8 protein-coding genes are annotated in these 14,975 nt (G+C 64.1%); 3 read left to right on the forward strand and 5 right to left on the reverse strand.

Annotation, left to right across the window (positions count from 1 at the left end; translation table 11 throughout):
• The first annotated feature begins 1,525 nt into the window (after window positions 1-1,525).
• Both Q7A36_RS34505 and Q7A36_RS34510 read left to right on the forward strand, forming a co-directional pair.
• A complete protein-coding gene (locus Q7A36_RS34505) occupies window positions 1,526-2,386 on the forward strand; it encodes a DUF4747 family protein (RefSeq protein WP_305108352.1) in 861 nt (286 codons plus the stop codon).
• Window positions 2,383-3,030, forward strand: a complete 648-nt coding sequence (locus Q7A36_RS34510) for a hypothetical protein (protein ID WP_305108345.1) — start codon at window positions 2,383-2,385, stop codon at window positions 3,028-3,030. Before Q7A36_RS34505 ends, Q7A36_RS34510 begins: the two co-directional genes overlap by 4 nt.
• Before the next feature lie 73 nt (window positions 3,031-3,103).
• Here the strand turns inward: Q7A36_RS34510 and Q7A36_RS34515 are convergent, their stop codons facing one another.
• The 5 genes from Q7A36_RS34515 to Q7A36_RS34535 all read right to left on the reverse strand — a co-directional run bounded on the left by Q7A36_RS34515 (window position 3,104) and on the right by Q7A36_RS34535 (window position 14,705).
• Window positions 3,104-6,283 (reverse strand): DEAD/DEAH box helicase, encoded by a 3,180-nt coding sequence (locus Q7A36_RS34515; protein ID WP_305108346.1) that lies wholly within the window; start codon window positions 6,281-6,283, stop codon window positions 3,104-3,106.
• Entirely contained in the window at window positions 6,283-9,252 is a 2,970-nt protein-coding gene (locus Q7A36_RS34520; protein ID WP_305108347.1) for a DUF1156 domain-containing protein, read from the reverse strand. The genes Q7A36_RS34515 and Q7A36_RS34520 overlap by 1 nt, the downstream gene beginning before the upstream one ends.
• A gap of 178 nt (window positions 9,253-9,430) precedes the next feature.
• Window positions 9,431-9,916 (reverse strand): DUF7680 family protein, encoded by a 486-nt coding sequence (locus Q7A36_RS34525; RefSeq protein WP_305108348.1) that lies wholly within the window; start codon window positions 9,914-9,916, stop codon window positions 9,431-9,433.
• A complete protein-coding gene (locus Q7A36_RS34530; RefSeq protein WP_305108349.1) occupies window positions 9,913-13,029 on the reverse strand; it encodes an ATP-binding protein in 3,117 nt (1,038 codons plus the stop codon). Before Q7A36_RS34530 ends, Q7A36_RS34525 begins: the two co-directional genes overlap by 4 nt.
• Window positions 13,030-13,784: 755 nt before the next feature.
• Window positions 13,785-14,705, reverse strand: a complete 921-nt coding sequence (locus tag Q7A36_RS34535) for a hypothetical protein (RefSeq protein ID WP_305108350.1) — start codon at window positions 14,703-14,705, stop codon at window positions 13,785-13,787.
• Window positions 14,706-14,784: 79 nt separating this feature from the next.
• On the opposite strand from Q7A36_RS34535, the gene Q7A36_RS34540 reads away from it, so the two are divergent.
• Window positions 14,785-14,975: hypothetical protein (locus Q7A36_RS34540; protein ID WP_305108351.1), on the forward strand; the 191-nt coding region annotated here is incomplete at its 3' end.

Consider the following 14,975-nt stretch of genomic DNA (forward strand, 5'->3'; position numbering starts at 1 on the left):
TGGTGCGGTGTGCGGCCCAACAGGCCGAGAAGCCAATCACGCGGTGTACCCTGTCGATCAATACGGCCGTTAGTGTGACAACAGAAAAGGCTGAGGCATTGCCCCATACCTATTCCATGCAATTTGCGACCGCCACGTCCCCGGATGCTCAGGCCGCCTACCTCCGTCCACGATGCACGGTCGCCATGCTACCGCCATTGAGGATGACGACGCGCCGCCTGCTACGCGGATTCACACCCCGCAGGACAACCTGTGCATAGCTGTACCAGCGCTCAGACCTGTGCGTTGCAACGGGTCTACCTCGTTCTCCGGGCAGTACGGAGTATTTGTGATCGAGCCACACCTCGACCGGTAGAGCGTGATTGAGACGACTTTTGGCGGCTCGCCTGAACTTCTGTTGGGCAGCCGTCAACAAAGCCGTCTCGGCGAGCATTGCCGCGGGAGGTCTTGACATCTTTCAACAAGCCTCCGTTTACACGAGACGGAGCCGTGGCCGCTTCCCACGCCACGAACGTAACCGGTTTCCGGCTTCAGCATCGAAAGGCATGTTCTGGTCTTCACATAGTCGAAACGCCTCTACTACATCACCCAATTCGTAGAAGCGGCGACTGAAATGCAGAAATTCACGAGAGCCCCGGAGTGAGCGCGCAGCGTTCCGGCGAGGACGTTGGGCGAAATTCTCCACCTCAGAAAAGTATTCGCGCGCACGAGCACTGCGACACCGTACCGGCTCTGATTTTGACATTGCGAGAACCCAGATATCTGTGCCCTCGAACCGCTATACTGATTGCCGGCTCTCGGGAACATGGAACGCTGGGCAATACGCTAAAACAAGCTGTAGGGTTCCCCGAATGCCCCATTAATTCTATCGGTTTGGATCGCTCATTTAATCCCGTAATGGAGCCAGAATTATCAACGCTTCTCAAATTATCAGAATGGGTATTTGGTCATTGCCTCTCTCCGTGGCGGAAGGTCGGTTGGAGGCGGCGTGGCGGACGGCCCGACGAAGCGGCTAGTACCTCTGCACTGTGATTTTGACCGGTTAACTGCCCCAGAACGATCCGGCCCATTTTGTTGTCGGTTTGAAGCCTGTCCTCGACCACGAGGCGAGCATAGCTTGCAGCGGAAGAAATTCGCGCCACTGCAAGTTGTTGCCGTCCGCCGCCCGGCCGCATGACCTCACCCAATGCTTGACCGTAAGAAACCGGCCGGCCTACCGGTCAAATCCACTGTGCCGAGGTACTAGTATTACCTTTAGCCGCTCGCGGCCGGCGTCCATGACCACGATCTCCCGGGAGAGGCCATTTGCAAAACGAGATCGATCTATGACGTGTCTGGAGGCGAAGTGTCCGGGGCTCAGGGGCGGGCATCACCTGCAAACTCGGCAGGCCCTAGACAACCATCGCCAGCCGGGAATGCATGCCCGGTAAGAATTCGGCATTAACCATGGTGCCACTTACCTCCCTTTATCGTGAGCAAAGGTATTTCGGGGGGGGTACAATTGGCTAGACTTCGCACCGTCACGGTGGGTGCAGCAAACATCCGCGTCCACCCGCACTGGCCTGACCGTTACGTCGACCTTCTAAACGATGCCTTTTCACTAAGGAAAGTCGTGGTTCTCCATGGTCATCAAAGGATGATCATGGAACGGTTGGACCTGTCGCAGCGAGAGCACGGCCTACTCAAAGGAGCGCTCGCGCGGTTCACTGAAATCGATCCCAACCTCCCTTGGTTCAATGCCCTCCGCTTTGCCCCGGCTGATGAGGAGGAGGTGAGACATATTCAAATACCGCATAACCTTCGCCCGAACTATATGTCTCTTTTCTTTACATTTCACATAAACGAGCATCTACTTATTTTCGAGCATCGCGGTGCAGGCAACTCGTATCTTAGCCCCAAAATGGCCTTGGCGTATTTTGTTGAATTGTTCAGCGATGAAGCGCTTTCAGAAAAGTATGGCCCCATAGCGGTCAGTATGGTCGCCGATAAGGACCAACTAGATGCTATCATCGGCATACCGCACTTGAAGAAGTTACGAATTTACGTCAAGCGGCCCAACCCCGACGACCTCAGCGGCTACGATGCCTTCTGGGAGGATAAGCTGGTCCGACAGGGTGCGACCAGCATCGAGGTCTCTTACGAGGCCGAGGGCAATGAGAGCATCCGACCGGACGAAGAAACGCGGCAGTTGGCTGAGGTCGCTACGCGCAATGGCGAGATCGATGCTAGTGGGTTCGATGCACAGGGAAACCGCATCAAGCGCTCGACTAGCGAGCATCCTACGCTTGAGCCGCTGCGCTACGATCCGGAGAACACCACCCATGAGCAGGCGTTCAGGTCCGCCGCGTTCAGTCTGGTGCGCCGTATCATGAGCGGCATCCTATGACGCGCCGCAGCCAGCGACGCTGGCCTAGATTCTTGCTCGGCAACTATGCGGGGCCATTGGCATCATTCCAGTCTTACTGCCTTGCGTATGGTGGTTGGCGCGCGGTAGCGCGGTCACCATACCTGCGTATTGCAGTCATGCTGGCAGTTTTAACGGCTGGAACTTGGACAGAGTCGAACTGGTGGGAAACGCCGCTTTCTGTTCTGCCGAACTTGGTCGGGTTCACACTAGGTGGATATGCGATCCTCATCGCCTTCGGCGATGAGCGCTTCAAGGCTCTGCTCACACAGACGGTCCCCGAGAAGCCTGCAAGCACGTTCATGGCGATCAACGCCACTTTCGTCCACTTTCTCGTCGTGCAGGTGGCGGCGCTACTGCTGGCTGTCTTTGCCAAGTCCCGGCCGCTCTCCTTTGTCCTCTCTCTCATACCGGGCGACCCCTACGCGGCTCTCGTTGATACTTGGCCAAGTATTGCTTTCACACGCCGCTGCATAGTGACAATGGCATGGTTCGTCGGATACACGATGTTCCTATATGCTATTGTGTCGGCTCTGGCGGCTACCGCGGCCATTTTCTGGGTAGGAGGGTGGTTCGAGAAGTTCGAGAAGACGAAGCAGCGCGAGACAGAGCGAGACGGACGATGATGTCTATCCAGCCCATCGTCTCGCGGGTCGTCAGTTCATGGCCCCGCCCAGTTCGGAGTCTGTCGCGGGCCATTTACTCGACCTCACGGGACAGCACCTCAAACAGGCGAGATATTAGCAACACATCACCCGTTACCGCGGGTACAGGGAAAGTCGGATTGCCCGGGCTCCAGAACTCCACGGAGTCGGAATTCTGCTCGTAGTAGGTCGCGTCGGTCGACACCCGCACCCGCTCCGCCATGCCGGGCTGGAGGAAGCCCCACTCGCGGACGCGCATAGGCACAACTTCGATACCCGGCGGCAGCAGCGCCGGCGAGGCAATCACCCGCTCAAGGTCATCCATGGTCAGAGCCGGTGCAGGGCGCGGAGGCTCGGTCAAGTCGGCGTCAGTCACCTTGTCGATGTCGAAACCACCACGTTGCTGGGCACGACTGGCCTCGGCCTCGATCTCCCGAACGGCCTCCTGCCGGGCTGCCTCGTCACGGCTTTGCCCCGTTAGGACCCTGCCCGAGATCAGGCTCGGCATCCGGGCGAGAATGGGCTGAAGGCCGCCTACTACCTGCTCGAACAGACCAATACGGTGCCGGAGAGCAACGTACACATCCGTCTCGACTGTATCAGCGTAGTGCAGGTTGACGATGCGGATGTCAGGATACTGCTGGCCGAGGCGGTCGATGCGCCCGATCCGCTGCTCGACTCGCATTGGGTTCCAAGGCATGTCGTAGTTGATCAGAGCACCACAGAACTGGAAGTTCAGCCCCTCGGCCGCGGCATCCGTGCAGAGGAGCACGTCCGCCGCGCCCTCCCGAAACCGCCGCTTGACGTCGTCGCGCGAGATGACTCGCCAAGTACCGTCGCTGTTCGCAATCTCGCCGCCGCGCCCAGAGAAGCACATGATCCGGAGGCCGCTATCACGGCCAAGTTCGGTCCGCAGGAAGTCCATGGTGTCGGTGAACTGCGTGAACACCATGGCCTGCCGGTGGCCATCCGCCCGTAAATCGGCCAATTCCTGCCGTAGCTTCTCGCACTTGGTATCTGCGGCTGGAAGGTGACGAATCATGCCGATCAGCTTCTCGATCTCGGACCTCTCCTCCATCGCCAGCGCCTCCTGCGCGAGCTTGGCGGCCTCGTCCTCGTCCGGCTCCTCTCCTTCGTCGTCCTCGGCCCCCTCGGTTAGGCCGGCGAGCAGGTCCGCCGGCGTAGGTTTGCCGATGGCTTGCAGATGCCCCTCCAGCGTTTGGCGCAGGGCGAGGAAGCTGCTGGCCAGCCGGCGGCGATAGATGGTCATGACGAAGCCGATGGCACTACGCTTCTGCGCCGAGACGTCGCTGTTCACCGTCTGATTGTAGGTGTTGGCAATGTAGTCCTCGACGGCGTCGTAGATCGCCCGCTCCTCGGGGGAGAGGTCGATGAAGCGGTCCTCGACTCGACGGTCCGCGATGCGGGTCTTCAGCTTGCCGGCCTTGTAGTAGGCCCTCAGCAGTTCGCGGGTATGGCGGGACACGAGCCGGTTGATCGGCGTGTTGAGCCGCATCAGCCGCAGGGCCGCCTTCCGGTCGCTCGCCTCCAGCATCCGACGCGGAATGCTGGCCGGGTCGCGGAGGGCGGCGAGTATCTTCTTCGCTCGGAGCGGGCTCTGGACCCCGAGGCGCTGCACCGCCTCGGCCCCCACCGGCCCGTAGGCAGCTTCGACGGCGCGGAACATGGCCGCCATCCGGTCGAACGCCTCGTGGCTCGGGCTGTCCTGCTGCACGTCATCGAAGAAGCGGAGGAAGGCGCTCTGGTGCCATTCAGGCGGGAGGCCGAGCAGGCTCAGTAGGTCGTAGACCTCGACCGCGTGGACCTGCATGGGTGTGGCGGTTAGCAAGACCAGCCCCTGCGTCCGCTCCTTCAGTCCCCGCATCAGGCGTAGCAGGGCGTTCGGCCCGCCCTCCTGCGCGCTGCCGGCGCCGCGGCGCCGGGCGTGGTGGGCCTCGTCGAGCACTACCAAGTCCCATGGTTCGGCCGCCTCCAATGCCTCTTTGGACCGGTCCGTCCGGCGGAGGAGGTGGGAGGAGGCGATCACCACCTCCTCCTTGTGCCACTCGGCCCGGGACACAGGCTTCTCGTGCCGGCCGCGCATGGCGGGGCTTGGATACCAGTTCAGCTTCTGGCCGTCGTAGATCGGCCAATTCAGGTTGAACTTTTCCCGAAGCTCGATCTGCCACTGACGACAGACCGCCTTAGGGGCGAGGATCAGGATGCGCCGTGCCCGGCCGGCGAGCCATGCCTGCCGGAGCAGCAGTCCAGCCTGAATGGTCTTTCCGAGACCTACCTCGTCGGCGATCAAGAGCTTCGGCGGCCATTGATCGTAAAGCCGATGAAAGGCCCTGATCTGGTGCGGCCAAGGCGTGATGGCGCTGGTCGCCTCAGCCACCCGCACCCCACCGCCCGGCAAGGTTGGGGCCCTGCGGATGAAGCTCCACACGGCGCTGCGCAGGTCGATCACCGGGGACGGCGGGGCTGCCGGCTCTGGCTCGGGCGCGACTGGCTCAGGTGGCGGCGCCTTCTTAAGCCGGGCGGGCAGGTCCGTCGGCGGCAGGAACCGCATGAGGTCGGCCTGCGCGGCGGCAGGCACGTCTAGCGTGATGACGTGCTTCGCCTTGTCGGCCCAGAGTCGGCCAAAGTTCTCCGCTTCCTCGCGCACCCGTTCCGGGTCGCGCCACGAGGTGAAGACGTTCACGCTCTCCCAGTTCTTGGTCCAGCCCGCTGCCGTCTCGTTCAGGCTGCCGTTGAAGGCGACGATCTTGCCGTCATTGTCTTCGACCAGCCCGGCCTTTTCATGAAACAAGCCATCGGCAGCGACGGGGCGGCGGTGCGCGTCGCAGGGGACCGCGACCTTCACCTCCAGCCGCCCCTGTGCCACCAACCACGCCAGCAGTTCTAATGCCTGCGCCATGCCCGTGTCGGTTGGCATGAGGGGCAAGGCGGCGAGGTGCGCCTCCACCTGATCGCGCAGCTTTGCCCCCTGCTGGATAGCCGTCGCCTCCTCGGGGGCGAGGGTGCAGCCGACGACCATGCGCATGCGGCCGTCATTCTGCACCAGCCCCTCGACGCCGCGAGCGGCGAGCGCGAGGGCGGAGGCGCTGAAATAGCCGGTCAGCCGGTCATAGCGGACCGCGCACTCCAGCAGCGGCACGTAGAGGCCCCGGACCAGATCGCCATGGTCCGGGGTGTACTTCAGCCGCCATTCGCGGGCGCGCAGGAGGGGCATCAGGCGGCGTCAGCCCAGAGCCCCAACTGCTTCGGCTCGGGTACCTGACCGGCCAGAGCGAGGCGGCGCAGGTTCTCCAACGCCTCGAAATCGCTGCCGGCCGCCGCGAGGTCCCCGTCCAGCGCCACCCCGGAGAAGGCGCGGCCCACCGGCAGCACCTCCAGCGCCAGTTGCAGCGCCTGCCGGAAGGCCGGCGCGGCCAGCAGGCCGTGCTTCTCCAGCGCGTCCTTCGCCGCCGCAAGCGTCTTGGTTCGGGCGATATGGGCGGCGTGGTGCAGGGCATCCAGCATAGCGCGGCTGCCATCCGGGGCGCCAAGGGCGGATTTGCCGGCGCGCTTGGCGCTGTCCCACAGCTTCAGGTCGCTGCCCGCCTTCTCGCCCAGCACGCCCACCACCTCCCGGTCGAGGTCCACGCCGACTGCGCGGGCGAGCCGTAGCGCCTCGTCGTAGGGGAAGACCGGAGCGCCGAAGCTGTCCCATGCAAGCACGAAGAAGCTGGTCAGCGGGTCCGTCTCGGCCTTCGTCTGTTTCTGGCCAAGCTGATCGAGGCGCCACCGCTTAACCTCCCGACGGGCGGCATCGAGGGCGTCCTCTGGTGTCACCGTATAGGGGTCGTACTCCTCGTCCAGCAGAGAGGTCTGGCGCTGACGCCGTTGGGCCTCAGGCTTCGAGCGTGGCCTGCCCCGCTTCAGGGGCCAGTGCCGGGAGAACTCCTCCAGCGCCGGGCCGAAGCTGGCGAGGTAGAGGTCCACCCCGCCGATCCCGGCCTTCTGGAACTCCTCCACCCGGCGGCGCACAGCGGCGGCCACCAGCGGTTCCACGTCTTCCCAGTAGCTCGTTTCGGCCTGCCCGGCGGATACCTCCCGGGGGCGGCAGACGAGGAAGATGGTGCTGTTGGCGGCCGACTTGTCCTTGATGTGGAGGCTACCCTCGGCCTCGGTGTTGATCGGCCATGAGGCGGTGATAATGAAGCCCGCCTCTATGAGCCCCTTGGTCAGAGCGTCCCACGCGCCGGTCGCCTTGTGGGTGAACATCAGCGTCATGATGCCGTTCGGCTTCAGGACACGGCGGCACTCCTCGAAGATGCGCGCCATGCGCTGCTGATAGTCACGGCCAGCCAGCGCCTTGGCACCCTTCTGGTCGACGAATTTTGCGGGGTTGGCGACGGCCTCGTTGTCCTTGTCGGTCAGGCGGCGGGTGAAGAGTTCCGGCACAACCTGCCCGGCCGTGCGCTTCAGCCAGACATAGAAAAAGTCCGAAAGTTCCGCATACATGACATTGTCGTAGTAAGGCGGGTCCATCACCACCACGTCGACGGTGGCATCGGCCACATGGTCGAGCGCGTCGCCCGAGCCGCAGGTGATGGTGACCGGGGGCGGTGGCAGCGCGGCGGTGCGGAGCAGGCCGTCATCATTCGCATCGGGACGGACGAGGTCCACCAGTTCCTCGATGCACTTGCCAACCTGCCCGACCACCCAGTCGTAGCCGAGGTCCACGATGAGCGGCGCCATCTCCGCGTAGGACCAGCGGTGGGCGAAGTTGTGACTGTCGAACGTATTAACCATCACCTCGCGGGTGCCGTGCCAGCGACACATGCGACTGTTGTAATCCGCCATCTTGTCCATGCCGAGTGCAAGATAGACGAAGGCCGCCTTCGTCACTTCGTCCAAGGCACTTGATGCTTCACGCTCAGCGAGCAGTTCTCGGAAGACTTCGACTGCCGTGCCATGGCCGAGAAACTGACGCGAATTGAACAGGTCGCACCAGCGTTCCATTCCATACATTCTGTGACCACGGTCGTAGTTCGACAGGTCACCGATTGCCTCGCTCGGCACGAAGTCCAGTGCCTCCCACTCCTCCATCTTCTCGGCCAGCCGGGCCGCGATCTCGGCGCTGTCGTCGTCCTCGGGACGGGGCGCGCGGTAACCGCGTTCCCACTTGTCGCGCCCCCGCTTGCCCGCCTTGGTCCGTGTTTCAATCCGGCGCTTAAACGCGATGGCGAACAACTGCTCGCCCATGCCGCCCGCCTGCGCCTGCCGCTTGATCTTGTCGCCGTCAATCACCCGGGCACAATCGGGGAAAGGACAGGTGCCGTCGCCGTCCGCGACGGTGCCCGGCGAGTGCTCGGACGCCTTCTTGACGATGGCGAAATCGCAGCGGCGACCCGCATCACCCGGCCCAGCGCCGAGACGCGACAGCAACCGCACGCCAGTTCCATCGGGCGCAAGCCGCCAGTTCGGTGAGAGCGGAACCAGTCCTTCGCAGTAGGGGCAGCGCACAGTGCGCGCCCAGAGGTAGGTCACGTCGTAGCAGTCGGGTGCGTCTCGCTGCGGGAAAAAGGCGGACAGGCGCCCCTCCAACCGGGCACGAAACTCCTTCGCCAATGTCTCGTATGCGGGCCGCAAGGCTGGACCGTGTTTCAACGGGTATTCGATAGTCGCTCTTTCAATCAATGCGGCAACGGGGTTGAGGTCGTTCGCTAGGGTCGGCAGACCAAGGCGGGCAGCCTCGAAGGGGATCGAGCCGCCTCCTGCCGTGGGGTCGAGCACAACCGGCACCGCAATGGATACCTCGGCGGCGATCCAAGCTCGGTCGGCCTCATCTGGCGTGTGGGAGAATGCCCTATTCCAGTCGTAAGGGTTATCAACACGGATACCGCTGCGCCGCGCGGCGTCGATTTTTCGACGCGCCGCTACAGGATCACCATGGATGCCGACCGCATGCATGAATTTCGCCCGGTCCGCTTCGGCAGGCAACACGGAGGCCAGCACCGCCGCGCGGCTGGCCACCAAGGGCCGCCGCGCCCACCAGACATGTAGGCGGTTCGGCGCCGGGAAAGGCGTCATCGGCGTCCGCTCGCGGGTGCTCTCGATGCCCAACGCCGCGATGGGCAGCCATCGCTCGATTAGCCGGGTATCCGCCTGCCCCGCCGTCTCTCCCACGAGAGTAAGTCCCTGCACGCCGTCCATGATCCGCCCCGAAACCCTAGGTCCATGTCTGTCCGGCCGGGGTGCCAGCCGGGCACTGCTTCGCCGGTTTCTCGCTGTCGCAATCGCGTTGGCCGCCGCTACCATGGGGCCGGGCCGAACTCCCATCGCCGCCGCTCGTCGGACAGCGCGAGGAACCCGGCCCGGCGCGATGCTGCCGTCAGGCTGACCGATGCGGATCGGTCAGCAGAGAGCGCAGTGCCGTCAGCACCCGGCGGGGGTTCTTCCGGTGCATGGCCATCCCCAACCAGTAGCTGGCCTCCTCCCGCCCCATGGCCTCGATGCCCTCGGCCACGGCCCGTACGTTGTCGCGGGACCGCATGGGGGCGAGCGTGCGGAACAGGAGGCCAAGACGGAGCGCATCGTCCTCGCCCAGCGCGTGCGCTTCCTTGCGGTCGGACAGCGGGGCGAAGCGCACCCCGGCCTGCCGCAGCAGCTTCAGCACTCGGTGCTCGATCAGGTCGAGGTTACGGCCGCGCAGCCCGGCCAGCCGGACGGGCGCCACGACCTGCGGCGACGCCGGGGACGGTAGCTGCCATACCTCTACCTCGGTGTCCGCCGCTCCATGGCGGACCATCCGCACCTCAAAGACCGGCGCCGATGCCGGGGTAGTCACGTCGGTGAGCCGTGCGATACGCGCGCTCATTCTGCGGCCTCCATCACCACGGGAACGGCGACGGTGGCGGTCGCCTCCACATAGGCCGCGCCTGTGGCGAACTTCGTCAGTTGCTCGGTCAGCTTCTCCGCCGCATCCCCTTCCATCGGGAGGCCGGCGGAGAATGTCAGGTCGAACCTGAGTTGGACCGTCTTCTCCTTGGCAGCGCGAAGCTGCGGGTCGAGGAACTCCTTCACCGGTACCGCGTCCTGCGGCGTGCCAGCGAAGTCCACCTCCATTCGGCTGCCATTGAACGTCTCATAGCCGCCCGTAATGGAAACCTGCTTGCCATCGGCGCTCTTCACCACACCCACGATGCCGAGCAGGCGGAAGCCGTCCGTCGCGTCGAAGACGCGGATGGTCAGGGTGGCGAGGCGGTCCACCTTCCGGGCGCGCGCCTGCTCCCAGATGCGGATCAGGGCCTCGCGGAGCACGCCCTCGGCTTGCAGCGGCTGGACCGGAGGCGCCAACACCGGGCTGATCTTGCCCTTATCGTCCGGCCCATCTCTGTCGACCGTGTCAGGACCGACTTTCTTCTGGACCTCGCGGAAGCCGCCACCCTCTTGGGAGCCACCGTCGCCAGTTTGGCCGCCGCCTTCGCCGTCAATTATGGAGAGGGGCTCGACCTTCGGCTTGGGCCGGGGCCAGATGCCCTGATCCTTGGCGAAGGCCATGGTGAAGACCGCGGCCTGTTCGTCGATCTGAATGGCGGCCGTGGCGTCGCCCGGCCCGTAGAGCAGGGTGTCGCGGCGATAAACGTACTCGCCCTGCTCGATGCCCTTCCGGATGCCCCGGATGAACACGTCATCGCCGATAAGGACCGGCAGGTTCGGGTCCCGTCGGAACTCATCGCGCAGGGCGGCTGTGGTGATCTGGCCCTTCCGCAGCGGGGTCCGATCCCGGACATAGGCCGGCGCGTCCGGCTCATCCTCCGCAAGGCGCAGCTTGCCGTAATCTCTGAGCGCCCGAACCACCTGCTGCTGGCCCGAGCCCGGCTTTTCGCTGGCCGAGTGGATGTCGAGGGCGGAGTGGGCGAGCGAGACCGTCGCCCCCGATAAGCGGGACTGCGACGGGTAGAACAGGTGCCGAAAGGTCTGCTGGATGGTGATGGCGACCTCGGTCTCCGATTTCGCCTCCAACTCCCGGACCTTGATCTGCTGGTGCTCGGCCAAGTCCTTCAGGCGCGGACCGTTCTTGATCTCCCGGAGCGCAAGGCGGCGCGCCATGGTCTGGCGCATCTCCTCCACCCGGGCGCCCTCGGCCGCGATGAAGACGAGGTTGTTGCGCAGGGCCCGGAGGCTGCCGCCGTCGGAGCCCTTCCGCTCGTAGATGCGGGCAATGAGGTCGGGAATTGCGTCCACGATGGCGCCAACGGCGCAGGCGTCGGACGACAGCACTGCCAGCAGTGGCCGACCGCTGCCCACCTCGTCCGGCACGTCCCACGGCCCGGCCGGGAAGGGCACCGCTTCGAGGGTCGGCCCGCTAAAGATCGCCTTGATCCGGTCGTTCAACTGCGCCCGCAACTCGCCGGGGTCGACACGCCGCTCCTCGCTGCGGATGATCTGGGTGAGGTTGGCCTCGGCGAGGAAGCGCAAGGGGGCCGCAGGTCGGTCGTCAAGGTAGGCCGACTGGGAGACAAATGCCTTGCGAGCCTCTTCGACGAAGCTGATGTCGACGCCCGGGCCGATCAGAGAATAGCGGAGGTGCTCCGGCGTCAGCCCCTTCAGCCCCTCGTTGAAGGCGAGGGTGTGCATGAAGATCGTGCGCGCCACGTAGGTGGCGTAGAGCGGCAGGCCCTTGTGGTTCTGGGCGTCGATCTCCTGCGCGAGCGCCGCAGTGGTGCCTTCGCCCGCGATGTCGGACCGAATGGCCGAGACATACATGGACTGGCCGAGGCGGGTGACGATCTCCTGCCGGATGGGCTCGTAGCCCGGGTCCACGTGATGGAGGTGGATCGCTGTGGCGTCGGCGGGGCGTTCCTGCCAGAGCCGGGCCACGGTCCGGCCGAGGATGCGCAGCATGCCGCGGACACGCTGGAAGTTCGCCAGCGTCGCGGTCTTCGCGGTGAAGGTCTCCAGTACGTCCGGGTGCAGGGGGTAGCTGCCGACGAACTGCTCCAGCGTGGTCGTCTTGGCGGCTTCCGGCGCGAGGGCGGTTTGGTTATGGCTCCACAGGGCGCTATACGCCTTGACCACCTCTGCGGCGCGCACCTTGTCGATCTTGCCGAAGAGGCGCCGACGGAGAACCTCAATGGTTTCGTCGTCCTCGGTCGGGTTCAGCAGCGTCGCCTTGCGGGCAGAGACGCTCTCGGCCTCCGCCATCTTGTCCGCCACGAACTGATTTTCTGCGGAGTAGGCATCCCCAGTGCCGCCTCCCTTGCCAAGAGCGAGGGTGTAGACAAGGGCCGCGCGTGGCGAGGACTCCACAGCTTTGAAGAGGCTGGTTAGAAAGGCCGTGAGTTGGTCGCGCGCACCGGCGCGGTTCCAGACCTTGCTCAGATAGACGCCAAGCTCGTCGAGAAGGATCAGCGCCGGCCCGCCACCGAAGAGTTCGGCGATGGTCTCCGCGCCGGGGGCGACGCCTTGCTCGTCGGAGCGACGAACTCGCTCGTAACCTTCCTTGCCGGCCAGCGCATAGGCGATTTCGCCCCACGGGGTGTAGGCCAGAACCCCGTCCCCCATACGGCGGCCATTGGCCGGGTCGGCATTCTCGCCGTCAAAGGCGGCGATGCGGACCGCCTCCTGCGGGATCAGCGCCGGCGCGACGAACTCGGCCGGGTCCACGACGCCCGGCATACCCCGCGCGGCATGGACAAGGGCGATTAGGCCGTGAGTCTTACCGCCACCGAAGGAGGTATCGAGGCGGAAGATGGCTGCCACCGACGCACCCCCGCCGCTGAGCCGCCCGCACACGTTCTGAAGCAGAGACCGGAGGCCGCGGGTGGGGTACGTGTTGGCGAAGAACTTCGTTGCGTCGCGGTACTCCGCCGGCCCGCCATGGCCCCGCAGGACATGGGCGAGGTCGGCCGCGAAATCGGCGTCGCTGGAGGTCCCGGCGAGCACGTCGGCCCGAGGAATGCAAAGGTCGAAGATCGTCGGGACCACGTAGGCACACCCCCAGCCAGCGCCATTCACCTATTTGTAGAATATTGTCGCTGAATTATTGCTGGCAAGGGCGAAACGCTCCAGATATAGCCGCGCCCGCAGAGCACTAAGGACCCTAGCCCTAAACGCCTGATTCAGCACCCATTTGGGGGGGGCGCAATCCGCGAGTGGGTCAATCGGACCGGGGGCGGGTGCCTATGGACGGTTACCCTCCGGTTCCTCCATAGCTGTGAGAGATGGGCGCTAGACGAATTGCAGTCCAATCCGAAATGATGCTATTGTAGTATTATAACGAAGATCGCGGTGTATGTGCCGGCCAGTCTTTTGCCGCCGCTGCATGGCACCCGGAGCGGGAGCATGCCATGGCCCGTGGTTGGCTGAGTGACAGACGGTGGGACGACGAACAGGCCGGCCCTCTCATTCCCTCACCTCATCTAATCACCGTTGCATCGACGGCCCGGCTGAGCACAGAACAGCAGAAATTCCGTGCCACTCGGGCAGGCCGGGTGCTCGACGCGGCTCTCCCCAAGGAGGTCTGGCGGCACTAAGGCTTCGTCGTTCGCCGTAGCGAACGGTGGATGCCCGTGGCCCGGCGCGGCAACGAACTCTGGTTCAATGCGGGACAGGTCGAGCCAGACCTTGGGCCGGATGGGCCGCCAAGAATATCGGTGAGACTCGTGCAGGGCGGCAGCATGGCTGGCGCCCGGAGCCGCCGATAGGGCATCTCCGGACTGGCGACCCTTTCACGGCTTGCTTCAGGGCATTTGGGTGCTCCGCCCAAGGCTGCTGTCCGGTCCGTCACGACGCGCTGCTTGACCAACGATGCGGTGCTGAGCCCAACGGATCACGACCCGCCCATCCGCATCCTTTGACGCTGAGGCGGCAGGGGCAGGCAACGGCAGTACCGGCATCGAGCGCCCAAGTCGTGCCAGCAATGTAGGGACGGAGACACAGTGCCGCTGAGCGAGGAACCGAAGGCGAATGTCTGCCCGAATGCGCTCGTCGGCTGACGCGCAAGCATCTTCCAGCGTTGCAACTACCTCACGCACGCTCTGCGCATCGTCCTCGATGATGGGCGCGGCCACGGGCTGGGAATCAGGCGAATGCGCATTAGCGTCATCCGTCTTGTCAGTGATCTCGTCAGCGATCCTGATGGCGTCCGCCTCCTCCGCCGACAAGGGAGGGACCTCGGCGCCCGCCTCGACGAGCCGCCGTTCAAGCAGCGCCCTACGCGCGTTCATGGCGCGAAGCGCTCGGCGTGTCCGAGCGGCCGGCGACTCTCTCTGCGGTCGGGCCGGTGCAGATTCTACATCAGCAACGGCACCGCCGTTTCCCCCGTCCGGTGCTCGCCGCCAGTCACCGATTTGCTTGAGTGTACCCTCGACGGTGTACGTCTCGGGCTGTCCCTTCGTGGCCGCCCAACTACGCGCCGGCCCGACGTCATCCCATTGTGCAGCAAGCCGAACCAGTTTGTAAGCCCAGCTATAGGTGATGCACAATTCGTTACTACACCATGAACGAAACGTGCCAACTAACATCTTCTTTGCCTTGGCAATCTTCACGCCGGCATCGCGTGATGCGAGCAGGCTCGCGCCACCGGTTTGCGCCGCCCGCGCGAGATCATCTCGAACTGCCGCAGTCAGTTCGTGCAGTGCATTATGCTTATCCTCCAGCATGGCGTCTCTCCATCCTCGACCTGCCACCATTGACAGAATCGGTGGATTGCGAGCGGATTGAGCGCCATCCATCGCCGGAATGATCGAGCAGCAGGCACGCGGTCGTCCTGCGAGAGGGGGAATATTAGCTCCATTTCTGTTGGCAACTATAAGCAAGCTCTATGCTGTAGGCAATATTTGCATCGCACGGTATTTGGTAAAATATTTGAAAAGGGGCCATTTTTCTTATCGACTTGTAGGGTTCCCCGACATCGCCTCGGTATCCCGTGT

It is taken from the genome of Paracraurococcus lichenis, assembly GCF_030657435.1.
Taxonomy (GTDB): domain Bacteria; phylum Pseudomonadota; class Alphaproteobacteria; order Acetobacterales; family Acetobacteraceae; genus Paracraurococcus; species Paracraurococcus lichenis.